Source organism: Cellulomonas endometrii, assembly GCF_949769265.1.
Taxonomy (GTDB): Bacteria; Actinomycetota; Actinomycetes; order Actinomycetales; family Cellulomonadaceae; genus Cellulomonas; species Cellulomonas endometrii.
Genome location: NZ_CATKPC010000030.1, coordinates 1 through 24,826 on the forward strand (window position 1 = coordinate 1; position 24,826 = coordinate 24,826).

Below are 24,826 nucleotides of genomic sequence, written 5' to 3' on the forward strand. Positions count from 1 at the left end.
TCACGCGCTCCGCCAACTACAACGTCGTGATCGGCGAGACCGAGGCGGAGGTCGACGACCGCATCGCCTGGGTCGAGGAGCACTACGCCCGCACGGTCCCGGAGAAGGCGCCCGAGGTCGCCGAGGACGCCCGCCCCCGCGCGCCCGTCGGCCCCGCCGGCGCCGCGACGAGGAGGACCGCGCCGCCCTCTCGCCCGCGGACTGGCGCCGGCCCCTGGTGCGGCGGTCGATGCGGCTGTCGCACGCCGTCCTGCTCGTGCTGCTGGTGGTGTGCGGGCTCGGCCCGCTCCTGCTGCTCGCGAAGTTCGCCGTCACCCCGACGCAGGACATCCTGCGCACGCCGCTGTCGGTGTTCCCGAACGGCGTCGCGTGGGGGAACCTGTCGGCGGCGTGGACCGACGTGCAGGTCAGCCGGTACTTCCTCAACACGGTGGTGCTGGCGGCGGGCGCGTGGGCGAGCCAGATCCTGGTCGCCACCACCGGCGGGTACCTGCTGTCGGTGCTGCGGCCGCGGTGGGGGAAGGTCGTGCAGGCGGCGGTGCTGTCGACGCTGTTCGTGCCGGCGGTCGTGCTGCTGGTGCCGCTGTACCTGGTCATCCTGGACCCGCCGGTGTGGGGGGAGTCGCTGATGAACTCCTACTGGGCGGTGTGGCTCCCGGCCGGGGCGAGCGCGTTCAACGTGCTGCTGGTGCAGCGGTTCTTCGACTCCCTGCCGCGGGAGGTGTTCGAGGCCGCGCGGGTGGACGGCGCGGGGCCGTTCCGGCTGTTCTGGTCGATCGTGCTGCCCATGAGCCGGCCGATCCTCGGCGTGGTGTCCGTGTTCGCGGTCATCGCGTCGTGGAAGGACTTCCTGTGGCCGCTGCTGGTGCTGCGGGACCCGGACATCCAGCCGCTGTCGGTGCGGCTGCCGTCGCTGCAGGCCACGACCGACCTCGGGGTGCTGATGGCCGCGCTCGCGATCTCGACGCTGATCCCGGTGCTGCTGTTCCTGGTGTTCCAGCGGCTGTTCCTGCGGGGTGCCGGGCTGGGCGGGGCGGTGAAGGGCTGATCTGACGCCCCGTCGCGACAACGTCACTGGGTAGGTGGTCGCTGCCGGCGGGCCGGTCACGGCAGGGGTGGGAAGATGGGGCGGTGTCCGTCTCCCCCCTGACGGCGTCCGCGCTCGCCCCGTACGACGCCGTGCTCCTGCTCTCCTTCGGCGGCCCCGAGCAGCCCGAGGACGTCCTGCCGTTCATGAAGAACGTGACCCGCGGCAAGGGCATCCCCGAGGAACGCCTGGTCGAGGTCAGCCAGCACTACGCCCTGTTCGGCGGGCGCAGCCCGATCAACGACCAGAACCGGGCGCTGCTGGCCGCGCTGCGCGCCGAGCTGGACGCGCGCGGCATCGACACGCCGCTGGCCTGGGGCAACCGGAACTGGGAGCCGTTCACCGACCGCGCGCTCGCGGGGCTCCGCGACGCCGGCGCGAGGCGCGTGCTCGCGCTCGTGACGTCCGCGTACGGGTCCTACTCGGGCTGCCGGCAGTACCGCGAGCACGTCGCGCAGGCGCTCGCGGGCGTCGCCGGGCTCGACGAGACGCCGCAGGACGCGGAGGCCGCCGCGGGGGTGCGCGTCGACAAGCTCCGCCACTACTTCAACCACCCGGGCTTCCTGCGCGCGAACGCCGACGCGGTGGTGGAGGCGTTCACCGACCTCGCCGCCCGGACCGGTCGCCCCGTCGCGGACGTGGCCGCCGACGCCCCGCTGCTGTTCGTCACCCACTCGATCCCGCTGGCGATGGAGGCCGGGTCCGCCGCCGCGCGCCCCGGGTACCTCGCCCAGCACGAGGACGCGTGCCGCGAGGTGGCCGCCCTGGTGGCCGCGGACCTCGGCGTCGAGCCCGCGTGGAGCCTCGCCTTCTGCTCGCGCTCCGGCCCGCCCTCGCAGCCGTGGCTGGAGCCCGACGTCAACGACGTCCTGACCGAGCGCGCCGAGGCCGGCACCACGGCCGTCGTCATGTCGCCGATCGGCTTCGTCTCCGACCACATGGAGGTCGCCTACGACCTCGACACCGAGGCGATGGCCACCGCGAAGGACCTCGGCATCACCGCGGTCCGCGCCGGCTCGGCCTCCACCCGCGCGCCGTTCGTCGCGGGCCTCGTCGACCTGATGGTGGAGCGCGCCGCCGCCGAGCGCGGCGAGGACCCCGAGCGGGTGACCGTGGGGGCGTTCGACGCCTGGCCCGACCGGTGCGCCGTCGGCTGCTGCTTCCAGCGCGCCGGCGTCGACACCGGCCTCCCGACGATCTCGCAGCAGCAGGACACCGGCACGACGCACGACAGCAGCGAAGGAGCAGCAGCACGATGAGCACGACGACGGACCAGCCCGGCGGCCACAGCCCGGAGGTCGCGGACGCGATCAACAACGCGATCGGGTACGCGATGTACGCGGTGTTCGAGACGTCCTCGGCGCTGCCCGTGGACGCCGCCGAGCGCCGCCGCATCGTCGACGCCGCGCTCGCCGCCCTCACCGGGCCGGACGCCCCCGAGGGCCTCGTCGTGCGCGGCTGGTACGACGTCGCGGGCCTGCGCGCCGACGCCGACCTCATGGTCTGGTGGCACGCCCCGAGCATCGAGGCCGTCCAGGACGCCTTCCACCGGCTGCGCGCCAGCGAGCTCGGCGAGCACCTGCTGCCGGTCTGGTCGGTCGCCGCGATGCACCGCCCGGCGGAGTTCAACCGCGGGCACGTCCCCGCGTTCCTCACCGGGGAGGCGCCGCGCGCGTACCTCTGCGTGTACCCGTTCGTGCGGTCCTACGAGTGGTACCTGCTCGAGGACGCCGAGCGCCGGGAGCTGCTGCGCGAGCACGGCCACGCCGCCCGCGACTACGCCGACGTCCGCGCGAACACCCTGTCGTCGTTCGCGCTCGGCGACTACGAGTGGATCCTCGGGTTCGAGGCCGACGAGCTGCACCGCATCGTCGACCTCATGCGCGACCTGCGGGCCACCGGCGCCCGCCGGCACGTGCGCGAGGAGGTGCCGTTCTACACCGGCCCCCGCGTCGAGCTCGCGGAGTGGGCCGAGCGGCAGCCGCGGGGCTGATCGCTACAGGGCGTCCTCGGCGGGGGCGGGCAGCAGACGGCTGACCCGCCCCTCGCCGTCGGTCAGCAGCAGCGCGCCGTCGGCCACCTCCACCGTCAGCGGGCCGGCCAGTAGGTCCAGCACCGCGCGCTCGCGGGCCATGTGCTCGGGGGTCCCGGCCATGAGCGTCGTCACGACGGGGCCGAACGTCAGCGTCCCGTCGGCGTGCGCCCACGTCCCGCGCAGCCGGTTCACGCCCCCGGTGCCGTAGACCTGCCCGTCGCCCGAGAAGGTCAGCGCCGGGTGCGCCCGCTCCGGGCCGTCGTCGAGCGCCACGCCCGCGACCTCGACGAACCGCCACGTCCCACCGACCACGTCGTCCATGGGCGCGATCCTGCCACCCCGGTCCCCGCGGCGCGCCGGTCACCACGCCGCGGCGAGGGCCTCCAGGGTGGCGATGCGGTCCTCGACCGCGTGGGTGGTGGCCGTGACGACGAGCTCGTCGGCGCCCGTGCGGGCCACCAGCTCGCGCAGCCGCTCGACCGCCGCGTCGGCCGTGGTCGCGATCTGGGTGCCGGCGACCCGGGAGAAGAAGTCGCGCGCCTGCTCGGGGTCGATCGTGGCGAGCAGCTGCTCGGCGTCCTCGGGCGTCTCGATCGGCGCGAGCGCCCCGCGGGTGCGCAGGCGCAGGGCCATGACCTTGCTCGGCCCGGCCAGCCACTCGGCGCGCTCGTCGGACTCGGCGACGATGACCGAGGCGGAGACCATGAGCAGCGGCGCGTCCAGCACGGCGGACGGGCGGAACGCCGACCGGTACACCTCGGCGGCCTGCGTCGTGATGCCGGTGCCGAAGTGGTGCGCGTAGGAGAACGGCAGGCCGAGCTCGCCCGCGAGCTGCGCGCTGAACGTGCTGGACCCGAGCAGCCACACCTGCGGCGTCCCGGTGGCCGCCGGGGTGGCGATCAGCCGCGACGCGGTGGCGCTGGCGGCACGGCCCCGCGGGAGCTGCCCGAGCAGGTGCAGGACGTCGAGCAGCTCGGCCGGGAAGTCCTCCGCGCCGAGGCCGTCGACGGTGCGGCGCAGGGCCGCCGCGGTGACGGGGTCGGCGCCCGGGGCGCGCCCGATGCCGAGGTCCACGCGCCCCGGGTGCAGCGCCTCGAGCATGGCGAACTGCTCGGCGACCACCAGCGACGGGTGGTTCGGCAGCATGACGCCGCCCGACCCGACGCGGATCCGCTCGGTCGACGCGGCGAGGTGCGCGAGCAGCACCGCGGGGGAGGTCGACGCGACGGCCGGCATCGCGTGGTGCTCGGCCACCCAGAACCGCCGGTACCGGAGCCGGTCGGCCGCCCGCGCCAGGGCGGTGGAGTCGGCGAGCGCGTCGGCGCTCGTGCGCCCGGTGCCCACCGGCGACAGGTCGAGGACGGACAGCGGGACGGGGTTCTCGGTGGTCACGCCAGGGGCAACGCGGCCGGCGCGGGTGTGCTTCCCGGCGCCGGCCGCGGGCCCGGATGCTGTGGGTCACACGCGCGCCGCGCCCGGTGCGGTGCCGCCCGGGGTCAGGGGTAGAGGCCGCGGAGCTGGTGCGCCTCCGCCACGCGGCGCACCCCGATGACGAGCGCCGCGTCGCGCAGCGTGAGGCCGTCGGCGCGCGCCCGCTGGGCGACCGCCGCGTACGCCGACCGCATCCGGTGCTCCAGGCGGTCCTCGATCTCCCGCTCGGTCCACCAGTACGCCTGGTTGGCCTGCACCCACTCGAAGTAGGACACGACCACGCCGCCGGCGTTCGCCAGGATGTCCGGCACGACGGTGATGCCGCGCTCGGCCAGCACCCGGTCCCCGGCGCTGGTGGTCGGGCCGTTCGCGCCCTCGACGACCCAGCGGGCCTTGACGGTCCGGGCGGTCTCCTCGTCGAGCACGTCCTCGACCGCCGCGGGGATGAGCACGTCCACGTCGAGCGCGAGCAGCTCCGCGTTGCCGATCGGGTCCGCGCCGGCGAACCCGACGACCGAGCCGGTGGTCGCGACGTGCGCGTGCAGCGCCGCGACGTCCAGCCCGTCGGGCGCGTGCACGCCGCCGTACTGGTCGCTCACCGCCACGACGCGGGCGCCGCCCTCGGCCAGGAACCGCGCGGCGTGCGAGCCGACCTTGCCGAACCCCTGCACCGAGGCCGAGACCTCGGACAGGTCGGCGCCGGCGTCGGCCAGCGCCGCGGACGTCACGTGCACCACGCCGCGGGAGGTGGCCGTCGCGCGGCCGAGCGAGCCGCCGACGGCCAGCGGCTTGCCGGTGACGACGGCCGGGATGGTGTACCCGAAGTTCACCGAGTACGTGTCCATCACCCAGCTCATCGTCTGCTCGGTGGTGCCGACGTCCGGCGCCATGATGTCCCGCTCCGGCCCGATGATCGGCATGACCTCGGAGGTGTACCGCCGGGTGACGCGCTCCAGCTCCGCGGGGGAGTAGCCCCGCGGGTCGATCGCCACGCCGCCCTTCGCGCCGCCGTAGGGCAGCTCCACGACGGCGCACTTCCAGGTCATCCACATCGCCAGGGCGCGGACCTCGTCGATGTCGACGCCCGGCGCGTACCGCAGGCCGCCCTTGCCGGGCCCGCGGGAGATGTTGTGCTGCACCCGGTAGCCGGCGTGCAGCTCGATCCGCCCGTCGTCCCGCCGGAGCGGGACCGCCACGTGCAGCTCGCGCCGGGGGGTCGCGAGCATCTGGTGCATCCCCTCGTCGTAGCCGAGCAGCTCCACGGCGGACGACAGCTGCGCGTGAGCGGTGGTCAGCGGCGAGGTGCGCGACGCCGGCCCCGCGGTGCCGGGTGCGGCGGGCGGGGCGGGTGCGGCGGGTCCCGATGGTGCCGTCGATGCGGGCACGGTCGCGGTCATGCAGGCGCCTCCTGGGCATCCGTCCGGCGGCCGGGCGCGGCCTCGTCGCCGCCCCGAGGGTGAGCCGCCGGGTCCCCGCCACTGTGCCACACGGGGCCGCACCCGGCGCTGCGCCGGCGGGTCAGGACGTGCGGCCGGGGCCGTACTCGAAATGCCAGTACTCGGCGTACGGCTGGCCCTGGCGGACCCGGGCGGGCGCGTACCAGCCGTAGGTGGGCCCGTTCGCGACGAGCCAGTCGTACCGGGCGGTGCCGAACCCGTAGACGTCGGGCCACTCCTGGACGTCGAGCGCGGTGCCGAGCCCGTGCGACGAGGTGCCGGGCGCCGCCGCCAGCCCGCCGAGCTCCGCCTTCATCGCCACCTGGCCCGCGTACGACCGGTAGGTGAGGTCCATGTCGATCGAGGCGCCGAACTGGGCGCGGAAGGCGTCGTTCAGGGCGGTGAGCGCGTCGGCCGCGTCGCAGCGCAGGTACTGGGCGAACCCCAGCCGGTCGGTGCCCCAGGGCACCTGGCACATCCCGGACATCGGCATGTGGCCGTTCGAGCCGTCGCCGTCCGCGGTCGGCACGGACGTCACCCAGAGCACGTCACCCTGGGCGTCCACCGGGCGGCCGTCGACCCAGCCCGCGATCCCGGGGGCGGTCGGCGCCTGCGCGGGGGCGCGCTCCGCCGCGGCGGCGTCCTCGGCCGCCTCCTGCGCCGCCCGTTCCGCGGCGAGCCGGTCGGCCTCGGCCTGGGCGGCGGCCTGCGCGGCGGCCTGCTCCTGCGCGACCCGCGCCGCCTCGGCCTGCGCGGCCGCGGCCTCCCGCGCGGCCTGCGCGTCCCCGGCGGCCTGCCGCGCGGCGTCCCGCGTGGCGGCGCGGTCGCGGTCGGCGAGGAACTCGCCCTCCCGCTCGGCCGCGTCCACCGCCAGGCTCAGCGCCTGCGCGCTCCGCTCGGCCTCCGCGGCGCGCTCGCGGGCGGCCTGCAGCTGCACGCCGCCGACGACCACGGCGGCGACGAGCAGGGCGCTCGTCACCGCCGCGACCGTGGTGCGGCTCGCGGGGCCCGGGCGAGCACCCCGTCCCCACGGGACCCGGCGGCGCCGGCGGCCCGGGGGCGCGGCGCGACGCCCGGCCGCGCGGGAGCTGCGGCGCGGGGCGTCGGGCCCCTCCGGCGGGACCGGCGCGGCGGGGTCGGTCACCTGCCGCCCAGGCCGTCGATCTGCGCGAGCTCGTCGGCGGACAGCGAGAAGCCCAGCACGTCGAGGTTCTGCTGGATCCGCTCGGGGTTCGTCGACTTCGGGATGACGACGACGCCGTGGTCGATGTGCCAGCGCAGGACCACCTGGCGGGTGCTCACGCCGTGCGCCTCGGCGATCCCGGCCAGCACCGGGTCGTCCAGGTCGGTGCGCTTGAACGGGCTGTAGCCCTCGACGCGCACGCCGCGGCGCTCGTGCTCGGCGACCAGGTCGGCGTCGTAGTCGCCCGGGCTCCACGGGATCTGGTTCACCGCGGGCGCCACGCCGGTCGCGGCGATCAGCTCGTCGATCTGCGCGATCGAGTAGTTCGAGACGCCGATGTCGCGGACCAGGCCCTCCTCGCGCGCCGCGATGAACTGCTCCCAGGTGGCGGGCGTCGCCTGCTTGTTCGGCGGCCAGTGCACCAGCCACAGGTCGAGGTGGTCGGTGTGCAGCGCGGCGAGGGACTCCATCAGCGTCTGGCGCTCGCGGCCGGCGTGGTCCGGCGGCAGCTTGGTGGTGAGGAAGACGGCGTCGCGGTCCATGTCCCGCCCGGACAAGGCGCGGCCGACCTCGGCCTCGTTCCCGTACCCGGTCGCGGTGTCGATGTGCGTGTACCCGAGCTCCAGGGCCGCGGCGACGGCGAGCTCGGCCTCGTTGCCCTCGGACTGCCAGGTGCCCAGGCCGAGCAGCGGCATCGCGCCGTTCGGCAGGCTGGTCGTGGGGATCTGCGCAGGTGTCATGCGTCCATCGTTCCCCAGGCGGCGGCGCGCGGCCACGGCAGCGGGTCCGCGACCCCGGTGACCTGCGGCGGCGTCCCGCGCGCGGCCCGCCGGAACTGCGCCGGGGTCTCGCCCGTCAGCCGGCCGAACGTCCGCGTGAACGACGCCTGGTCGTAGAACCCCGCCGACGCGGCGACCTCCGCGAGCGGCAGCCCCGTCCCGCCCAGCAGGGCGGCCGCGTGGTCCAGCCGCGCGCGCAGCACGTACTGCTGCGGGGACAGCGCGTAGACCCGCCGCACCCGGCGGTCGAGCGTGGACGCCGAGCACCCGGCGGCCTCGGCGAGCTCCGCCACCGTCGGCGGGTCGGCCAGCCGGGACTGGACGAACGCCGCGACCCGGGACAGGGCGTCGACCGTCGCCTCGTCGGCGTCCCCGGCGCGCAGGGCCTGCGAGATGCTGACCAGGCCCACCACGGCGCCGCCCGCGTCCCGCACGGGCTCCTTGGACGTGAGGTACCAGCCGGGGGCGCCGCCCGGCCGCCGGATCAGCTCGAGCTCGCGGTGCAGCGACCGGCCGGTCTCCAGCACCTCGCGGTCCTGGGCGTCGTACCGCTCGGCCAGGTGCGGGAGGAACAGCTCCGCGGCGCTGCGACCGACGACCGCGCGCCGGGACCGCTCGGGGGTGCGGCGCACGAACGCCTCGTTCACCACGACGTACCGGCCGGTCACGTCCTTCGCGCAGAACATCGTGCCGGTCAGGTCGTCGCACAGCCGCAGCAGGGCGGGCGTGAGGGCGCGCAGCAGGGCGGCGGCCTCGGGAGAGGCGGCGGTCGGCAGCGGTGGACGGCGTTCCATGTCGCAGGGCAGCGTAGGTGGTGCGGATGACAGCCACGTGTCACGGATCCGGAGCCGTGACCCGGCCGATCGGTGCAAGACGGGCTCCGGAGCGATCGGGGACGATGCCGCCATGACGACGACCCACGACCCGGCGGGCGCCCCCGTGCCCGCCGAGCCCGCGGCTGCCCCCGCTGCCGCCGCTCCCGCCGACGCCCTCACCCGCGCCGCCGTGGACCTGGCCCACCGCTGGATGGACGCCACGGCCGCCGACGAGACCCCCGCCGAGCGCCGCGCCACCGGCCGGTTGGCCGCCCTCGTCGCCGACCCCGCGGGGCTCGAGCTCGCGGTGCGGTTCGTCGACCGGGTCGCCCGGCCCGAGGACGTCCGGGTCGCCGCCGCCGAGCTCGCCGACCTCGGGGACCGCGCCGCGGACGCCGCCGGGTTCCTCGGCGTCGTGGACCGCGCGCTGCTGGGCGTCGGCGCCCGCGTCGCCCCGCTGCTGCCCGGAGCGGTCGTGCCGGCCGCCCGCGTCCGGCTGCGCCAGCTGGTCGGGCACCTCGTCGCCGACGCCGGTCCGGGCCTCGCCGCGCACATCGCCCGCGCCCGGCGGGACGGCTTCCGGCTCAACCTCAACCTGCTCGGGGAGGCCGTGCTCGGCGAGGACGAGGCGAACCGGCGGCTGCACCGCGTCGGGGAGCTCGTCGCGCGCCCCGACGTCGACTACGTGTCCGTGAAGGTGTCGGCGGTCGCCAGCCAGCTCTCCACCTGGGACACCGACGGCAGCGTGCGGCGGGTCGTCGACCGGCTCCGCCCGCTGTACCGGGCCGCCGCCGAGCACGGCACGTTCCTCAACCTCGACATGGAGGAGTACCGCGACCTCGCGCTCACCGTGCGGGTGTTCGACGAGCTCGTCTCCGACCCCGCGCTGCACGGCCACGAGTTCGGCATCGTGCTGCAGGCGTACCTGCCCGACACGTCGGCCGCGCTGGACGACCTGACCGAGATCGCGCGCCGCCGCGTCGCGGCCGGGGGAGCCCGGCTCAAGGTCCGCCTGGTCAAGGGCGCGAACCTCGCGATGGAGCAGGTCGAGGCGGAGCTGCACGACTGGGCGCAGGCGCCGTACGACGGCAAGCCGGACGTCGACGCGCACTACGTCCGCCTGGTCCGGCGCGCCCTGGACCCGGAGCGCACGAGCGCCCTGCGGGTCGGCGTCGCCAGCCACAACCTGTTCCACGTCGCGTACGCCCACCTGCTCGCCGGGGAGCGCGGCGTCACCGAGGCGCTGGACATCGAGATGCTGCAGGGCATGGCCCCGGCGCAGGCCCGCGCGGTCCAGCGCGAGGTCGGCCAGGTGCTGCTCTACACGCCGGTCGTCGCGCAGCAGGACTTCGACGTCGCGATCTCGTACCTGGTCCGCCGCCTGGAGGAGAACGCGGCGCACCAGAACTTCCTGCACGCGCTGTTCGCCGGCGACGACGGCCAGGGCACCGGCATCCCGTCGCAGGAGGAGGCGTTCCTCGCGTCCGTCGCCCGCGCCGAGACCGTCCCCACCGGCCGCCGGCGGCTGCCGCGCGCCGTCGACGCGCCGTCCCCGCGCCCCGGTGCCTTCCGGAACGCGGCCGACACCGATCCCGCCGTGGCCGAGTCGCGCGCGTGGGCGGCCGAGCTCGTCGCCCGTGACGTCGAGCCGCCCGCCGGCGCCGTCGAGGTCGCCACCGAGGCCGAGGTCGACGCGGTCGTGGCGAGCGCCGTCGGTGCCGCCCCCGCCTGGTCCGCGCGCACCCCCGCCGAGCGCGCCGCCGTGCTGCGCCGCGCCGCCGACGAGCTCGAGGCCGCCCGCGGCGACCTCGTCGCGACGATGGTGCACGAGGGCGGCAAGACGGTCGCCGAGGCCGACCCCGAGGTCAGCGAGGCCGTCGACTTCGCGCGGTACTACGCGGACCGCGCCGAGGAGCTCGCGGACGGGACGGTCCCGGGTGCGGTGTTCCGGCCGCGCGGCGTCACCGTCGTCACCCCGCCGTGGAACTTCCCGGTCGCGATCCCGGTCGGCTCGACCCTCGCGGCGCTCGCCGCCGGGTCGCCCGTGCTGATCAAGCCCGCGCCGCAGACCCCGCGCTGCGTGCGCGTCGCGATGGCGGCCGTGCAGCGCGCGTTCGACGCGGCCGGCGTCGCCGAGCCGGCGCTCCAGGTGGTGCTCTCGCCCGAGGGCGAGGTCGGCCGGCGGCTGGTCACCCACCCCGACGTCGCGCGGGTCCTGCTCACGGGCTCCCTGGAGACCGCGCAGCTGTTCGCCGGGTGGCGCCCCGACCTCGACGTGCTCGCCGAGACCTCCGGCAAGAACGCGCTGATCATCACGCCGTCCGCCGACGTCGACCTCGCGGTGGCCGACCTGGTGCGCTCGGCGTTCGGCCACGCGGGGCAGAAGTGCTCCGCCGCGTCGCTCGCGATCCTGGTCGGGTCGGCCGGCACGTCCGACCGGCTGCGCCGCCAGCTGGCCGACGCCGTGACGTCGCTGCGGGTGGGCTGGTCCGACGACCTCGGCACCACGACGGGCCCGCTGGTCGAGCCCGCGTCCGGCAAGCTCCTGCGCGCCCTCACCACCCTCGACGAGGGGGAGGCGTGGCTGGTGCAGCCCCGCCGGCTCGACGACGAGGGCCGGCTGTGGACCCCGGGCGTCAAGCACGGCGTGCGGCCCGGCTCGTGGTTCCACCTGACCGAGTGCTTCGGCCCGGTGCTGGGCGTGATCCGCGTCGCGACCCTGGACGAGGCGATCGCGGTGCAGAACGCGGTCGCGCTCGGCCTGACCGGCGGCCTGCACTCCCTGGACGAGGCCGAGATCGCGCACTGGCTCGACCGCGTCGAGGTCGGCAACGCGTACGTCAACCGGCACATCACCGGTGCCGTCGTGCAGCGGCAGCCGTTCGGCGGCTGGAAGGCGTCCGTCGTCGGACCCGGCGCGAAGGCGGGCGGCCCCTCGTACGTCGCGCAGCTCGGCGCCTGGCAGGACGACGCCGAGGTCGCGGGCCTCGACGACGAGGCGTGGCTGGCGTGGGCGCAGCAGGACGACGCCCGCTGGTGGGCGTCCGAGTTCGGCGCGGCGCACGACCCGTCCGGGCTCGCGGCGGAGGAGAACACGCTCCGCTACCGCCCCGTGCCGCATCTCACGGTCCGGGTCGGCGCGGACGCCCGGGAGCGCGACGTCCGCCGGGTGCTCACCGCCGCCCGGACCGCCGGGGTGCCGGTCGCCGTGAGCCGCGCCGCCGACGAGTCCGACGAGGCGTTCGCCGCCCGGGTCGCCGGCGGGGACGTCTCCGGCCGGGTGCGGGTGGTGGGCAGCGCGCCGGGCCTGCGGGCGGCGGCGGTGGCCCGCACGGGCGAGGTCACGGTGCTGGACGCGCCGGTCGTGGCGAGCGGCCGCCGGGAGCTGATGACGGTCGTGCGGGAGCAGGCGGTCAGCCGCACCCGGCACCGGTTCGGCCACGTCGACCCGACCCGCTGAGCCCGGGCGCGCTCGGCCCGCCGGGCGGGTGGCGCGCGGTCAGGCCGAGCCGCGGACGACCAGCTCCGGGAGGAAGATCTGCGGGTCGCGCCGCGCGGGGCGGCCCTGGAGCTGCGCGACGAGCTCCTCGCCCGCCGCGCGGGCCATCGCGATGACCGGCTGCGTGACCGTCGTGAGGTTCGGCTTCGTGGTGGTCGCGAGCCCCGAGTTGTCGTACCCGACCACGGCGACGTCGCCGGGCACGTCGCGGCCGCTGTCGGCGAGCTCCGGCAGGGCGCCGGCGGCCATGAGGTCGGAGGCGATGAAGAGCGCGTCGAGATCCGGGTGCCGCGCGAGCAGCTCGCGCGCGGCGGCGGCCCCGCCGTCGACCGTGAAGTCGCCGTGCACCACCGCGTCGGCCGGCAGCCCGGCGTCCGCCAGGGCGGCGCGCCACCCGGCGAGCCGGTCGATGCCGGCGGACATGTCGGCGGGGCCGGCGATGGTGCCGATGCGCCGGCGCCCGAGGCCGATGAGGTGCTCGGTGGCGATCCGCCCGCCGAGCACGTTGTCGGTGTCGACCACCGCGGCGTCCTCGCCCCCGGTGAGCGGGCGCCCGATGAACACGGTCGGCACCATCGAGCTCTGCAGCGCCCGGTCGATCGCGTCGTCGCGGTGGTGCGACACCACGATCGCCCCGTCGACGTGCCCGGCGCGCAGGTACCGCGCGGTGCGCTCGGACTCGCCGGGGCGGGCGATGACGAGCAGCAGCTGCAGGTCGGACTGCGCGAGCGGCGTCGAGACGCCGTTGAGCACGCCCGCGAAGAACGGGTCGGACAGCACGCGCTCGTCGGGCTCCGGGACGACCAGCGCGACGGAGTCGGTGCGCCGGGTGACCAGCGAGCGGGCCGCGCGGTTCGGGGTGTAGCCGAGCTCCGCGACGGCCGCCGCGACGGACTCCATCGCCTCGGGGGAGACCCGCAGCCCGCCGTTGATCGCCCGGGACGCGGTGGACCGGGAGACGCCGGCGCGCTCCGCGACCTGCTCGAGCGTCGGCGCGACGGCCGAGGAGATGGCTGACTGGTCGACCACGGTCGAGGGCCCCCTAGGGACGAGTGGCGGGCCGTGCGGGTGCGCGGCCGGTGGGCGCGCCGCGCTGCGCGGGGACCTCGCCGGAGCCAGGTCCCCGCGCCGAAGCGTAGCGCTCAGCCCTTGACGGCCCCGGCCATGATCCCGGCGACGAGCTGCCGCCCCGCGACCACGAACAGGAGGAGCAGCGGGATGATCGACAGGACGACGCCGGCCATGATCAGCGGCATGTCCTGGAAGAACCCGGCCTGCAGCAGCTTCAGCGCCACCGGCAGGGTGGGGTTCTGGGTGCCGAGGACGATCGACGGCCAGAAGAAGTTCGTCCACGACGTGATGAAGGTGAACAGCGCGAGCATCGCGGCGGCCGGCTTGGCGGCGGGCAGCGCGATCGACCAGAACGTCCGGAACATCGACGCGCCGTCGACGCGGGCGGCCTCGATCAGCTCGTAGGGCAGGGCGGAGTCGAGGTACTGGGTCATCCAGAAGACCCCGAACGCCGTGACGAGCCCCGGCAGGATCACCGCGGCGAGGTTGCCGGTGAGCCCGAGCTCCCGCATCACGATGTACAGCGGCACCACGCCGAGCTGGGTCGGCACGGCCATCGTCGCGATGACGAAGACCAGCAGCGGCCCGCGGCCGCGGAACCGGAGCTTCGCGAACGAGTATCCGGCGAGCGTCGAGAAGAACACCACCGACAGGCTGGTGATCACGGCGACGACCAGCGAGTTGCCGGTGGCGCGCACCAGGTCGATGTCCGCGTCGAACACCCGCTGGAGGTTGGCGAGGAACTCGCCGCCCGGGATCAGCGAGGGCACGGGGTTCTGCGAGACCTGCTCCGACGTCGACGACGAGAGCAGGAACGTGAAGTACAGGGGGTACGCGGAGATCAGGATGAAGATCCCGAGCACCGTGTACGTGATCCAGCCCGGGCGACGCTCCGCGGTGCCGTGGCTCGCGGACTGCCCGCCGCGCCGGCGGCCCACGCCGCGGCGGGCGGCCTTGGCCGCGCCCCTGCCGGCGGTCTGCTCGATGACGGGGATGGAGGGGGTGCTCATCGGGGCTTCACCTCGGTCGGGGCGGCAGCGGTGACCGCGGCGTCGGACGTGCGCCGGACGGACTTCGCGAGCTCCCGCGCGTTGCGCCGGGTCTGCTTGCGGGCCGATCTGGCGGCGCGGCTCATGTCGTCCGCGGAGGCGATCCTGCGGGTGAGCCAGTTGTTGACCAGCGCGAACAGGATGATCAGCAGGAACAGCAGCCAGGCGACGGCGGCTGCCCGGCCGAGCTGCTGCTTGTTCCAGCCGAGCTCGTAGAGGTACAGCGTCACCGTCTTCCACTGGCCGTTGGACCCGCCGAGGCCGGTCGCGTCGTACATGCGCGGCTCGTCGAAGATCTGCAGGCCGCCGATGGTGGAGGTCAGGATGACGAAGATCATCGTCGGGCGGACCATCGGCAGCGTGATCGAGAAGAACTGCCGCAGCCGGTTCGCGCCGTCGATCGTCGCGGCCTCGTACAGGTCGCGCGGGATGGCCTGCATCGCGGCCAGCAGGATGAGAGCGTTGTAGCCGGTCCAGCGGAAGTTGACCATCGACGCGATGGCGATGTGCGACGCGAACGCGTCCTTGTGCCACCCGATCGGGTCGATGCCGATGTAGCCGATCAGCGTGTTGATCATGCCGGAGCCGTCGGCGAACATCTTGGAGAACACCAGGCCGACCGCGACGGGTGCCACCACGTAGGGCAGCAGCACGCCCATCCGCCAGAACGTCTTGGCGCGCAGGTTCGCGTCCAGCATCGCGGCGATCACGAGGGCCGCGATGACCTGCGGCACGGTCGAGAGCAGGAAGATGCTCAGCGTGTTCCGCAGGGCCTTCCAGAAGAACGCCTGCTGCAGCACGAAGGAGAAGTTGTCGAGCCCGACGAACTCGCCCTGGCCGCCGATCAGGCTCCACTCGTGCAGCGAGACCCACGCCGTGTACAGCAGCGGGAACAGGCCGACGACGGCGAACAGCAGGAAGAAGGGCGAGATGTACAGGTAGGGGGACAGCTTCACGTCCCACCGGCCCAGCGTCTGCCGGAAGCCGATCTTGCGGGGCGGGCGGTCGTCGCCGCCGCTGCGCGGTGCCGCGCCCCTGACGGGCGCTGTCTGGGTGGCCATGGGGTTCCTTCGTGCGGACGGACGGCTCGGAGCGGGGCGGGGCCGGGCCGCGGGGGAGCGTGCCCCCGCGACCCGGCCCTCGGTGTCAGCCGATGGCGGCGACGGCCTCCTCGAAGCCCTTCCAGGACTCCTCGGGGCTCATCGACTTGTCGACGTCGACCCGGTTGAACGCGTCCGACAGGCCGGTCCGGATGGTGAAGTAGTTCTCACCCTTGAACGGCTGCGTCGAGATGCCGGCGGAGCGGTCGGTGTAGATCTGGCCGGTCGGGGCGTCGTTGAAGAACTCGCGGGTCATGCCCTGGAGCTCCTCGGACTGCTGCGCCTCGATCTGGCTCGGGAAGTTGCCGTTGACGCCGAACGCCTTGAGCTGCTGCTCGGGGGCGGTCAGCCAGTCGGCGAGGGCCTTGGCCTCCTCCGGGTGCTCCGACATGGTCGGGACCGTCAGGAACGAGCCGCCCCAGTTGCCGCCGCCGCCGGGGAAGACGTTGGCGATGTCCCAGCCCTCGACGCCCGCGGCGTTGCCCTCGATGTTGCCGAGGAACCAGGCCGGCGCGAGCGCCACGGCGAAGCCGTTGCTCTGGAAGGCGTTGGTCCAGTCCTCCTCCCACTGCTTGAGGCCCGCGGACTGGTCCGCGTGGGAGAGGATCGTGTCGTACATCTCCCGGATCTCCGGGTTGTCGAGCGCCGTGATCTCGCCGGACTCGGGGTCCTCGAACGGGGCCTCGATCTGGTTGATCATGCCCTGGGCGACGGCGTCGGCCGAGTCGAAGAAGCCCGGGCCCGTGCCCGCGGCCATGAACTGGTCGCCGACCGCGAAGAAGTCGTCCCAGGTGGCGTCCTCGCCACCGAACAGCTCGGCGACGGCCTCGCGGTCCGTCGGCAGGCCGGCGGCGGCGAACAGGTCGGCGCGGTAGGCGATGGCCTCCGGGCCGATGTCCGTCGGGTAGCCGAGCAGCGCGCCGTCCTGCGACGTCGCCTGGTCCAGGGTCCACTGGTTCCAGCGGCCCTCGACGCTGTCGCTGGTCAGGTCCACGAACTGGTCCGAGTACTGGATGATCTGCGGCATCCAGTCGACCTCGACGCCCACGACGTCCGCGAGGCCCGAGCCGGCGCCGAGAGCGGTCTGGAACTGCTCCTTGGCGTCGTCGGACTTGCCGAACTTGTTGTGCTCGATGGTGATGTTCGGGTGCTCGTCCTGGTACTGCTCCAGGAGGTCCTCGTACCCGAACTGGTTGAACGTCGAGATGGTCAGCGTGACCTTCTCGTCGTCGCCGCCGGCGGCGTCGTCGTCCGACGACCCTCCGCCGCACGCCGTCGCGAGCAGGGCGATGCCCGTCGCTCCGGCCACAGCCACCCACGTCTTGCGCGTGCTCCTGCGCACCTTGACTCCCTCGTCATCCGGCGGCGTCGTCGCCGCACCCGTTGGGGACACCGGCTCCGGCGTCCACGTGAGAGCGTTCCCAAGATTCCTGCGGGAGCGCTTCCACGGCATGTCAGGCACTCTCGTGGTAGCGGTTCCACGGTGTCAAGCCGGAGGGCGTCCGATCGGGTCGTGGAAGCGATCCCACGAGTGCGTCGTCGCAGGTCAGCGGCGTGCGGGGCGCCGCCGCGTTACGGAATCGTTACGCCTCGGGGGTCGACGCGACCCACTCGCGGGCCACGCCCTCCTCGGCCTCCAGCGCGGCCCGGACCGCCTTCGACGCGGCCTGCTCGACCGCCGACCCGAACAGCGGCACGTTGGCCTTCAGCTCCCCGTCGTAGACGATGCGCGACCCGCCGCCGGCGGCCGTGAGGGTCACCGTCCCCGTGAGCCGCACCGGGGCGCCCGCGATCTCGACCGCGACCGTGCCGTTCCGCGTGCCGTCGTCCGCGGCGGCCTCCCAGGCCTCCACCTGCCGCACCTCGAGCGTCGAGCCGACGAACGACCGGACGTTCGCCGGGATCTGGTCCGTCGGCAGCGCGCGCCGCGTGGTCACGGTGAACGCGCCGTCCTCGCCGGGTGTCACGTCCAGGTGCAGCTCCTCGGCGCCGCTCGCGCGCACCTTGGCCCGGACGTACACCGGGTCGGCGAGCATCACCCCGGCCGTGCGCGGGTCGGCGGGGACGGAGACGGAGACCTGCAGGTGCACGGGAACGGGTCCTTCCGGGGTGCGCGCGCGGGCGCGGTGGAGCGTCGGTCCACCGACATTATCGGCAGCGGGCCTCGCGCGCGTGCGGACGTCGCCGTCGGCGTGGAGGGCGCCATCGCCGTGGACCGCGCCATTGCCGCGGACGGCGCCATCGCCGTGGACGGCCCCGGGGCGCCGGGGGCGGACCGCCTACGCTGAGCGGGTGTCCACCCTGAGCGAGCTCGCGCAGCGCCATGCCCACCTCGACGCCGCGGACCTCGAGTGGCTGCACCTGCTGGTGGGGGACTGGCAGGTCATCTCCGACCTCGCGTTCGCGGACCTGGTGCTCTGGCTGCCGACCGAGGACCGCGACTTCGTGGCCATCGCCCAGTGCCGGCCGAGCACGGGCGCCACGGTGCACTACGACGACGTCGTCGGCTCCCGCCCCCCGGAGGGCCAGCGGCCCCAGCTCGAGCGCTCGCTCACCGAGGTCCGCGCGCAGCGGTCCCGCGAGCCGCGCTGGTTCGGGTCCTACGCGGTGCGCGAGGAGGCCGTGCCGGTCGTCCGCGACGGCCGCGCCATCGCCGTGATCGCCCGGCAGACCAACCTCGGCGGCGCCCGCACGCCCAGCCGCCTGGAGCTGAACTACGTCGAGGCCGCCGACGACCTGATGGCGATGATCGCCCGCGGGGAGTTCCCGCTGCCCAACGCGGCCACCGGGCCCCGGCGCGGCGCGCCCCGCGTCGGCGACGGCCTCGTGCGCCTGAACTCCGAGGGCGAGGTGCTGTACGCCAGCCCGAACGCCCTGTCCTGCTTCCACCGGCTCGGCGCGATGGACGACCTGGTCGGGCGCTCGCTGGTCGAGGTGGTCGCGGACCTGGTCGAGCAGAAGTCCACGGTCGACGAGTCGATGCCGCTCGTCCTCATGGGCCGCGCGCCGTGGCGCACCGACATCGAGGCGCACGGCGTCGCCCTGTCGCTGCGGGCCGTCCCGCTCACCGAGGACCACGAGCGCATCGGCGCCGTCCTGCTCTGCCGCGACGTGTCCGAGCTGCGCCGGCGGGAGCGTGAGCTCATCACCAAGGACGCGACGATCCGCGAGATCCACCACCGCGTGAAGAACAACCTGCAGACCGTCGCCGCGCTGCTGCGCCTGCAGGCCCGCCGGATGAACGTCCCCGAGGCCCGCGCGGCGCTCGAGGAGGCCATGCGGCGGGTCGCGACGATCGCCCTCGTGCACGAGACGCTGTCCCAGACCCTCGACGAGACCGTCGTGTTCGACGAGCTGGTCGGCCGGTCGCTGCGCCTGGCCGCCGACGTGGCGTCCGCCGGGGGCTCGGTGCGCACCGTCGTGCAGGGCACGTTCGGGCCGGTGTCCGCCGAGGACGCGACGGCCCTGGCCCTCGTGCTCACCGAGCTGGTGACCAACGCCGTCGAGCACGGGCTGGCCGGCCGCGAGTCCGGCACGGTGGAGGTGACCGCCGAGCGGATCGAGGACGACCTCACCGTCACCGTCGCCGACGACGGCGGCGGCATCCCCGCGGACGCCGGCGCCGGAACGGGCCTGGGCACCCAGATCGTGTCGACCCTCGTGACGAACGAGCTGCGCGGCTCCATCGCCTGGGCGGCCCGCGAGGGCGGGGGCACCGCGGTCATGCTCCACGCGAAGCTCCGCGTCCCGGGCCGCGAGGCGGCCACGGTCGCCTGACCCGCCCGCCCGTCCGCGCTGCGACCGGACCGGGCCCGGACGCAGCGACGCCCGCCTGCCCCCGAGGGGGCGGCGGGCGTCGTGGTGGTGCGGTGCGTCAGCCGGCGCGGCGCTGGCGGGCGGTGCGGCGCTTGAGGGCGCGGCGCTCGTCCTCCGAGAGGCCGCCCCAGACGCCGGCGTCCTGCCCGGACTCGAGCGCCCACTTCAGGCACGTGTCGACCACGTCGCACCGGCGGCACACGGCCTTGGCCTCCTCGATCTGCAGCAGGGCCGGGCCCGTGTTGCCGATCGGGAAGAACAGCTCCGGGTCCTCGGTCAGGCATGCTGCGCGGTGGCGCCAATCCATCGAACACTCCTCAGCACAGGGGCAAGCCACGTCCAGGGGGCTGGGTGGCAAGGCGCCGAAGCACACGCCGACGCTGGGATGATGTCGCGGGGGCGTGAGCGTCGGCGCTCGGATTCGAACTGCTGAGGACAAGATTCACATGGGCGCACACAGCGCACAAGGGGTTACGGGGAGGTTTCTCGCGCGTAACGCCTGAGGCGTCGGTCACACCTGTGTGGATCCTGGACGCCTGGGCCGCACGCTACTCCCATCGGGGTACTCGGTGCCAACTTCGCCCGCTCTGCGGGACCATCGTCCCTTCCTGACGCGGCGTCATGGCGATGACCTGCACGGACGCGGACGCCGTCGCGGGGCTCTAGTCTCACCGGGTGAGCCGAACGCCCGCGCCCGCCGCCCCGTCCCTTCCCCCGCCGGGTGCGGTGCGCCTGCTGACCGCCCTCGTGCTGCTCGAGGCCGTCGGGCTGGTGGCCGCCGCGGTCGCGATGGTCGTGGTGCTGGTCCGGGGGTCGTCGATGCCCGGGCCCGCGCTGTTCATGCTCGCGCTCGCCCTGGGTGTCGCGGCGCTGCTCGCCGGCGCGGGGCGCGGGCTGCTGCGGGGCGACCGCTGGGGTCGTTCGCCGGTGATGACGGTGCAGATCCTGCTGGTCGTCCTGGCGGTCGGCTGGCTGGGCGTCGAGGTCCAGCTGTGGGCGGTCGGCGTGCTGGCCCTGGCCGCGGTGACCGCCGTGGTGCTGCTGCTGCCGCCGGTCACCGCGTGGACGACGGGCCCGCAGCCCGCCGCGTGAACGGCGCCTGAACGCACCGCGAGGCCGCACCCCCGGGAAGGGGAGTGCGGCCTCGCCGACGCCGGCGTGTGTCAGTCCACGGCCAGCGCCGCGACGGGCGGCGTCCGGGCGGCGCTGCGGCCCGGCAGCACCGAGGCGAGCACGCCCGCCGCGAGCGCGACCCCGAGCACGATGCCGAGGTCCGCCCACGGCACCCGCAGCTCCAGCTCACCGAGCGTGGCGAGCACCGCCGCGGAGCCGAGCCAGCCGTAGGCCAGTCCCAGCGCCACGCCGACGACCGCGCCGACCCCGGCGATCAGCGCGCCCTCCACGGCCATGGAGGCCCGCAGCTGCCGGCGGGTCAGGCCGAGCGCCCGCAGGGTCGCGGACTCCCGACGCCGCTCGATCACCGACAGGGACAGGGTGTTCGTCACGCCGATCAGCGCGATGACCACCGCGACCGCCAGCAGCCCGACCACGACCGCGAGCATCGTGTCGATCGCCCGCTGGTACAGCGCCCGCTCCAGGGCCGCGCCGGAGATGTCCAGCGCCGTGTCGGCGGTGAGGTCCTGGATCTGCTGGACGACCGTGCCGGACGACTCCACGTCCGCCACCCGCAGCCACGCGGTGCTGAGGGTGCCGGCGGAGCCGAGGTCCTCGAGCGTCGCCGGGGTGACCAGCACGGTCCAGTCCTCCAGGGAGCTGACGGCGACCGTCAGGTCGACCGTCGGGGTCCCGTCGACCGGCTCACCGGTCAGGTCGTCGCCGAGGGCCAGCCGCAGCGTGTCGCCGTCCTCCACGTCCGCGCTCTTGGCGATGGTCTGCGGGACCACGACCGTGCCGTCCCCGACCTGGGCCGCCAGGTCGGCGTCCCGGAGCACGTCGCCGGCCTGCGCCTCGCTGAGCGCCAGCACCGTGGCGAGCGTGCCGGTGTCGCCGAGCGTGACGGTGTCCGTCGGCAGCACCGCGACGGAGGCGACCCCGTCGATCCCGTCCAGGCGGTCCTCCGTGCCCGCGGGAAGCGGCTCGGGGATGGAGCTGCCGTCGGTGTCGACCCCGGCGGGCGCGGACACCTGCACGTCGACGGGGAACTGGGTGTCCAGCTCGCCGTCGAGGGACGCGCGGGCGGTGACGGCCCCGGTGCTCATCATCGCGACGAGGGTCACGCCGATCAGCAGGGCGGTGCTCGTCGCGGCGGTGCGCGCCGGGTTGCGGCCGGTGTTGGCGGCCGCGAGCCGGGCGGGCATCCCGGCGCGACCGACCAGCCGGCCGATCCCGGCGACGACCTTCGGCATCCAGAACACCGCGCCGACCAGCAGGCCGACGAACGACGTCGCGCCGCCGAGGATGGCCACGCCGACCGCGATCAACGCGTCCGCCGTGCTGGCGACGGCGACCCCGCCGCCGAGGAGCACGGCGCCGCCGACGGTGAGCAGCAGGCTGACCGCGAGGCGGAACCGGCCGGCACGGCTGCCGGCCTCGGGGGCGTCGGCCGGGCGCAGGGCCGCGATCGGCGCGACGCGGGTGGCGACCCGCGCCGGGGTGAGCGCGGCGAGGACCGTGACCACCACGCCGACGGCGAGCGGCGCCACGACGCTCGCGACCGTGGGCGCCACGGCGGACGGCACGGGGAAGGGCAGGTCCGCGCGCTGCATGATCAGCAGCGCGACCTGCACCAGGCCGGTCCCGAGCAGCAGGCCCACCACCGACGAGGCGAGGCCGAGCAGCGACGCCTCCAGCAGCACGGACCGCCGGACCTGCGACCGCACCGCGCCGACGCAGCGCAGCAGCGCCAGCGTGCGGGTGCGCTGCGCCACGAGCACCTGGAAGGTGTTCGCGATGACCAGCCCGGCGACGATCATCGCCACGGCCGCGAAGGACAGCACCACGACGAGCACGGGGCCGGTGCCGTCGCCCGAGATCGCACGCTCGGCGGCGGCGTCGCGGGTCAGGACCATCGCGTCGCCCCCGTCGGCCGCGAGCACGCCCTCGACGGACTCCTGCACCGCCGCCGTGTCGGCGCCGGGCTCCAGGGCGATCAGCACCTGGTAGGAGTCGGCGACCTCGAGGGGCTGCGGGCCGGCGCCCTGGCCCCAGCCGGACCAGGTGAGGATGTCCGCGGTGCTGGCCTGCGCCACCCCGTCGAACTCCGCCCACGCCGACGTCGGGTCGGTGGTCAGGCCGACCACCGTGACCTCCTGGTCGCGGACCAGCACGTTGGCGGGGTCGTCGAGCGACTCCTCGCCGCGCACCTGCCACTCGTTGTACGAGACCGTCACCTCGTCCCCGACCTCGACGTCGAGCCGCTCGGCGGCGCGGTCGGGGAGGGTGATCTCCCCGTCGGCCGCCGGCAGCTCGCCCGCGGTGACGTGCTGCGTGTCGAACGCGTCGTCGCCCGGCACGGGGACGAACGTCTGCGAGATCTCCTTGCCGTCCGCCGTGAGCTGGACGTACGGCACGATCACGCGCGGGTCGGCCGCGGCGACGCCCGGCTCGGCACGCACGGCGTCGACCGTCGCGTCGGTGAGCGGGGCCGGCGACTGGCCGATCAGGTCGGCGGACCCGTACGAGGCGGTGATGGAGTCGTACGAGATCCGCTGCATGACGTCACCGGCGAGCAGCGTCGCGGCGACGAAGGCGGTGCCGATCATGATGGCGACGCCCGCCGCTGTCAGCCGGCCGAGGCTGCGGCGCATCTGCGCCAGGGTCAGCCGCCACATCAGGCACCTGCCGGCACGTCGGCGGTGACCTCGAGCTGGCGCAGCGCGTCCAGCCCGGCCAGCACGGCCTCGGGCGTCGGGTCGACGATGTCGCCGGCGATCCGGCCGTCGGCGAGCAGCACCACGCGGTCGGCGTACGCCGCGGCCGTCGGGTCGTGCGTGACCATGATGATCGTGCGGCCGAGCTCTCGGACGCTGCGGCGCAGGAAGCTCAGCACCTCGGCGCCGGAGCGCGAGTCGAGGTTGCCGGTCGGCTCGTCGGCGAAGACGACCTCGGGCTTGGCGATCAGCGCGCGGGCGATGGCGACGCGCTGCTGCTGCCCGCCCGACAGCTCGGACGGCCGGTGCGTGAGCCGCTGGCCGAGCCCGAGGGTCGAGACCAGCGTGTCGAACCAGGCGCGGTCCGCCTTGGCGCCGGCGAGCTCCAGCGGCAGCAGGATGTTCTGCTCCGCGGTGAACATCGGCAGCAGGTTGAACGACTGGAACACGAACCCGACGCGGTCGCGGCGCAGGCGCGTGAGGGAGTCGTCGTCGAGCGTGGTGACGTCCGTGCGGCCGAGGAACGCGGACCCGGAGGTCGCCGCGTCGAGGCCGGCGAGCACGTGCATGAGGGTCGACTTGCCCGAGCCCGAGGGGCCCATGATCGCGGTGAACTCCCCGGCGGCGAAGTCCACGTCGACCCCGGCCAGCGCGCGCACGGTGGCCTCGCCGCGGCCGTAGACCTTGGTGAGGCCGCGGGCGCGGACGGCGGACTCCGCGGGGCGGGCGGCGGGGGGGGCGGGGGGGGGGGGGGGGGCCGGGGACGAACGGGTCCACGGTGGTGCTCCTGGGTGGTCGGTGGCTGATGCCTCGACGCTACGGAGCGGGGCCGCGGTGTCGCGTCCCCCTGCGGTCCTGACCTGCGGTCATCCCGGGGGAGGACCCGCCGTCGCGCGGGGCCACCCCCGGCAGGAGGGCGTCAGGCGCCGGGGACGACCAGGCCGGTCTCGTACGCCACGACGACGGCCTGGACGCGGTCGCGCGCGCCGAGCTTCGCCAGGATGCGGCCGACGTGCGTCTTGACGGTGGCCTCCGCGACGAACAGGTCCTCGCCGATCTCCGTGTTGGACCGGCCCCGCGCCATGAGCACGAGGACCTCGCGCTCGCGGTCGGTCAGCGTCGCCAGCGCGTCCTCCGCGGGCGCGGCCCCGCGGCTCTCGGGCGGCAGCGCCGTGACCAGGTGCTCCAGGAGCCGGCGGGTGCTGGACGGCGCGATGACCGCGTCGCCGCGGTGGACGGTCCGGATGGCCGCGAGCATGTCCTCCGGCGGGGCGTCCTTGAGCAGGAACCCGCTGGCGCCCGCGCGGATGGCGGACATGACGTACTCGTCCAGGTCGAACGTGGTCAGCACGATGATCCGCGGCGCGGGGTGCTCCGGGGTCCCGGCGGCGACGATCCGCTCCGTGGCGGCCAGGCCGTCGAGGGTCGGCATCCGGACGTCCATCAGCACCACGTCGACCGGGCCGACGAGCCGCGACTGCGACGTGCCGGGGGTGAGCGCCTGCACCGCCTGGGCGCCGTCGCCGGCCTCCAGCACCACGGACAGGTCGGGCTGCGAGTCGATGACGAGCCGGAACCCCGCCCGCACGAGCTGCTGGTCGTCCACCACGGCGACGCGGATCGTCTCGGTCATGGACGTCAGCCTAGGTGCGGGCCGGGGACGCCGGACGCACCGGCGGCGGGAGCGGGGGCCGC

The 24,826-nt window shown here is 75.1% G+C and carries 21 protein-coding genes; 6 read left to right on the forward strand and 15 right to left on the reverse strand.

All coding sequences use genetic code 11. The features are described 5' to 3' along the window. Nucleotides 1–67 precede the first annotated feature (67 nt). The 3 genes from QNH85_RS19305 (at nt 68) to hemQ (ending at nt 3,080) form a co-directional block, all read left to right on the forward strand. Entirely contained in the window at nt 68–1,048 is a 981-nt protein-coding gene (locus QNH85_RS19305; RefSeq protein ID WP_428830440.1) for a carbohydrate ABC transporter permease, read from the forward strand. Between the two features lie 83 nt (nt 1,049–1,131). Further along, a complete protein-coding gene (locus tag QNH85_RS19310; RefSeq protein ID WP_282949015.1) occupies nt 1,132–2,346 on the forward strand; it encodes a ferrochelatase in 1,215 nt (404 codons plus the stop codon). Next, nucleotides 2,343–3,080, forward strand: coding sequence for a hydrogen peroxide-dependent heme synthase (gene hemQ, locus QNH85_RS19315; RefSeq protein WP_282949017.1), 738 nt, complete (start codon nt 2,343–2,345; stop codon nt 3,078–3,080). Before QNH85_RS19310 ends, hemQ begins: the two co-directional genes overlap by 4 nt. Before the next feature lie 3 nt (nt 3,081–3,083). Here hemQ and QNH85_RS19320 read toward each other — a convergent pair whose 3' ends face one another. The 6 genes from QNH85_RS19320 to QNH85_RS19345 form a co-directional block, all read right to left on the reverse strand. Then, nucleotides 3,084–3,443: an META domain-containing protein gene (locus tag QNH85_RS19320; RefSeq protein ID WP_282949018.1), complete on the reverse strand. Its 360-nt coding sequence runs from the start codon at nt 3,441–3,443 to the stop codon at nt 3,084–3,086. Nucleotides 3,444–3,482: 39 nt separating this feature from the next. Then, nucleotides 3,483–4,514 carry an LLM class flavin-dependent oxidoreductase gene (locus tag QNH85_RS19325; RefSeq protein WP_282949019.1) on the reverse strand — a complete coding sequence of 344 codons (1,032 nt, stop codon included), beginning with the start codon at nt 4,512–4,514 and terminating at the stop codon, nt 3,483–3,485. Between the two features lie 104 nt (nt 4,515–4,618). Continuing rightward, nucleotides 4,619–5,950, reverse strand: a complete 1,332-nt coding sequence (locus QNH85_RS19330) for a Glu/Leu/Phe/Val family dehydrogenase (protein WP_282949021.1) — start codon at nt 5,948–5,950, stop codon at nt 4,619–4,621. A gap of 121 nt (nt 5,951–6,071) precedes the next feature. Further along, a complete protein-coding gene (locus tag QNH85_RS19335; protein WP_282949023.1) occupies nt 6,072–6,968 on the reverse strand; it encodes a M15 family metallopeptidase in 897 nt (298 codons plus the stop codon). Nucleotides 6,969–7,129: 161 nt separating this feature from the next. Beyond that, nucleotides 7,130–7,912, reverse strand: a complete 783-nt coding sequence (locus QNH85_RS19340) for an aldo/keto reductase (RefSeq protein ID WP_282949024.1) — start codon at nt 7,910–7,912, stop codon at nt 7,130–7,132. Beyond that, nucleotides 7,909–8,745 (reverse strand): AraC family transcriptional regulator, encoded by an 837-nt coding sequence (locus QNH85_RS19345; RefSeq protein ID WP_282949025.1) that lies wholly within the window; start codon nt 8,743–8,745, stop codon nt 7,909–7,911. Before QNH85_RS19345 ends, QNH85_RS19340 begins: the two co-directional genes overlap by 4 nt. Nucleotides 8,746–8,857: 112 nt before the next feature. Between QNH85_RS19345 and QNH85_RS19350 the strand changes: the two genes are divergently transcribed. Next, nucleotides 8,858–12,226, forward strand: coding sequence for a proline dehydrogenase family protein (locus QNH85_RS19350; RefSeq protein ID WP_282949026.1), 3,369 nt, complete (start codon nt 8,858–8,860; stop codon nt 12,224–12,226). A 39-nt stretch (nt 12,227–12,265) separates the two neighbouring features. Here QNH85_RS19350 and QNH85_RS19355 read toward each other — a convergent pair whose 3' ends face one another. The 5 genes from QNH85_RS19355 to QNH85_RS19375 all read right to left on the reverse strand — a co-directional run bounded on the left by QNH85_RS19355 (nt 12,266) and on the right by QNH85_RS19375 (nt 17,575). Then, nucleotides 12,266–13,294 (reverse strand): LacI family DNA-binding transcriptional regulator, encoded by a 1,029-nt coding sequence (locus QNH85_RS19355; RefSeq protein WP_282949027.1) that lies wholly within the window; start codon nt 13,292–13,294, stop codon nt 12,266–12,268. A gap of 113 nt (nt 13,295–13,407) precedes the next feature. Beyond that, nucleotides 13,408–14,346 (reverse strand): carbohydrate ABC transporter permease, encoded by a 939-nt coding sequence (locus QNH85_RS19360; protein WP_213282875.1) that lies wholly within the window; start codon nt 14,344–14,346, stop codon nt 13,408–13,410. Continuing rightward, nucleotides 14,343–15,446 carry a carbohydrate ABC transporter permease gene (locus tag QNH85_RS19365; protein ID WP_213282876.1) on the reverse strand — a complete coding sequence of 368 codons (1,104 nt, stop codon included), beginning with the start codon at nt 15,444–15,446 and terminating at the stop codon, nt 14,343–14,345. The genes QNH85_RS19360 and QNH85_RS19365 overlap by 4 nt, the downstream gene beginning before the upstream one ends. 85 nt (nt 15,447–15,531) lie before the next feature. Beyond that, on the reverse strand, nt 15,532–16,827 hold the full coding sequence (locus QNH85_RS19370; RefSeq protein WP_213282877.1) for an ABC transporter substrate-binding protein: 1,296 nt from the start codon (nt 16,825–16,827) through the stop codon (nt 15,532–15,534). A 241-nt stretch (nt 16,828–17,068) separates the two neighbouring features. Beyond that, complete coding sequence (locus QNH85_RS19375; protein WP_282949030.1) at nt 17,069–17,575, reverse strand: DUF2505 domain-containing protein; 507 nt, start codon at nt 17,573–17,575, stop codon at nt 17,069–17,071. 202 nt (nt 17,576–17,777) lie between these two features. Here QNH85_RS19375 and QNH85_RS19380 point away from each other — a divergent pair, with 202 nt between their 5' ends. Beyond that, nucleotides 17,778–19,262 carry a sensor histidine kinase gene (locus QNH85_RS19380; protein ID WP_282949032.1) on the forward strand — a complete coding sequence of 495 codons (1,485 nt, stop codon included), beginning with the start codon at nt 17,778–17,780 and terminating at the stop codon, nt 19,260–19,262. A 97-nt stretch (nt 19,263–19,359) separates the two neighbouring features. Here QNH85_RS19380 and QNH85_RS19385 read toward each other — a convergent pair whose 3' ends face one another. Beyond that, on the reverse strand, nt 19,360–19,608 hold the full coding sequence (locus tag QNH85_RS19385; protein WP_122151410.1) for a WhiB family transcriptional regulator: 249 nt from the start codon (nt 19,606–19,608) through the stop codon (nt 19,360–19,362). A 368-nt stretch (nt 19,609–19,976) separates the two neighbouring features. Here QNH85_RS19385 and QNH85_RS19390 point away from each other — a divergent pair, with 368 nt between their 5' ends. After that, complete coding sequence (locus QNH85_RS19390; protein ID WP_282949037.1) at nt 19,977–20,393, forward strand: hypothetical protein; 417 nt, start codon at nt 19,977–19,979, stop codon at nt 20,391–20,393. A 71-nt stretch (nt 20,394–20,464) separates the two neighbouring features. On the opposite strand, the gene QNH85_RS19395 is transcribed toward QNH85_RS19390, so the two are convergent. The 3 genes from QNH85_RS19395 to QNH85_RS19405 all read right to left on the reverse strand — a co-directional run bounded on the left by QNH85_RS19395 (nt 20,465) and on the right by QNH85_RS19405 (nt 24,764). Next, nucleotides 20,465–23,092 (reverse strand): ABC transporter permease, encoded by a 2,628-nt coding sequence (locus QNH85_RS19395; protein WP_282949039.1) that lies wholly within the window; start codon nt 23,090–23,092, stop codon nt 20,465–20,467. Then, nucleotides 23,092–23,790 (reverse strand): ABC transporter ATP-binding protein, encoded by a 699-nt coding sequence (locus tag QNH85_RS19400; protein ID WP_282949040.1) that lies wholly within the window; start codon nt 23,788–23,790, stop codon nt 23,092–23,094. Before QNH85_RS19400 ends, QNH85_RS19395 begins: the two co-directional genes overlap by 1 nt. Nucleotides 23,791–24,050: 260 nt before the next feature. After that, nucleotides 24,051–24,764: a response regulator gene (locus QNH85_RS19405; protein WP_282949042.1), complete on the reverse strand. Its 714-nt coding sequence runs from the start codon at nt 24,762–24,764 to the stop codon at nt 24,051–24,053. Nucleotides 24,765–24,826 lie beyond the last annotated feature (62 nt).

Excerpts from the sequence above, each read along its gene's own strand:
- QNH85_RS19365 (WP_213282876.1), bottom strand. The coding sequence starts at position 15,446 with ATGGCCACCCAGACAGCGCCCGTCAGGGGCGCGGCACCGCGCAGCGGC.
- QNH85_RS19345 (WP_282949025.1), bottom strand. The coding sequence starts at position 8,745 with ATGGAACGCCGTCCACCGCTGCCGACCGCCGCCTCTCCCGAGGCCGCC.
- QNH85_RS19405 (WP_282949042.1), bottom strand. The coding sequence starts at position 24,764 with ATGACCGAGACGATCCGCGTCGCCGTGGTGGACGACCAGCAGCTCGTG.
- QNH85_RS19350 (WP_282949026.1), top strand. The coding sequence starts at position 8,858 with ATGACGACGACCCACGACCCGGCGGGCGCCCCCGTGCCCGCCGAGCCC.
- hemQ (WP_282949017.1), top strand. The coding sequence starts at position 2,343 with ATGAGCACGACGACGGACCAGCCCGGCGGCCACAGCCCGGAGGTCGCG.
- QNH85_RS19330 (WP_282949021.1), bottom strand. The coding sequence starts at position 5,950 with ATGACCGCGACCGTGCCCGCATCGACGGCACCATCGGGACCCGCCGCA.
- QNH85_RS19395 (WP_282949039.1), bottom strand. The coding sequence starts at position 23,092 with ATGTGGCGGCTGACCCTGGCGCAGATGCGCCGCAGCCTCGGCCGGCTG.
- QNH85_RS19385 (WP_122151410.1), bottom strand. The coding sequence starts at position 19,608 with ATGGATTGGCGCCACCGCGCAGCATGCCTGACCGAGGACCCGGAGCTG.
- QNH85_RS19320 (WP_282949018.1), bottom strand. The coding sequence starts at position 3,443 with ATGGACGACGTGGTCGGTGGGACGTGGCGGTTCGTCGAGGTCGCGGGC.
- QNH85_RS19340 (WP_282949024.1), bottom strand. The coding sequence starts at position 7,912 with ATGACACCTGCGCAGATCCCCACGACCAGCCTGCCGAACGGCGCGATG.
- QNH85_RS19360 (WP_213282875.1), bottom strand. The coding sequence starts at position 14,346 with ATGAGCACCCCCTCCATCCCCGTCATCGAGCAGACCGCCGGCAGGGGC.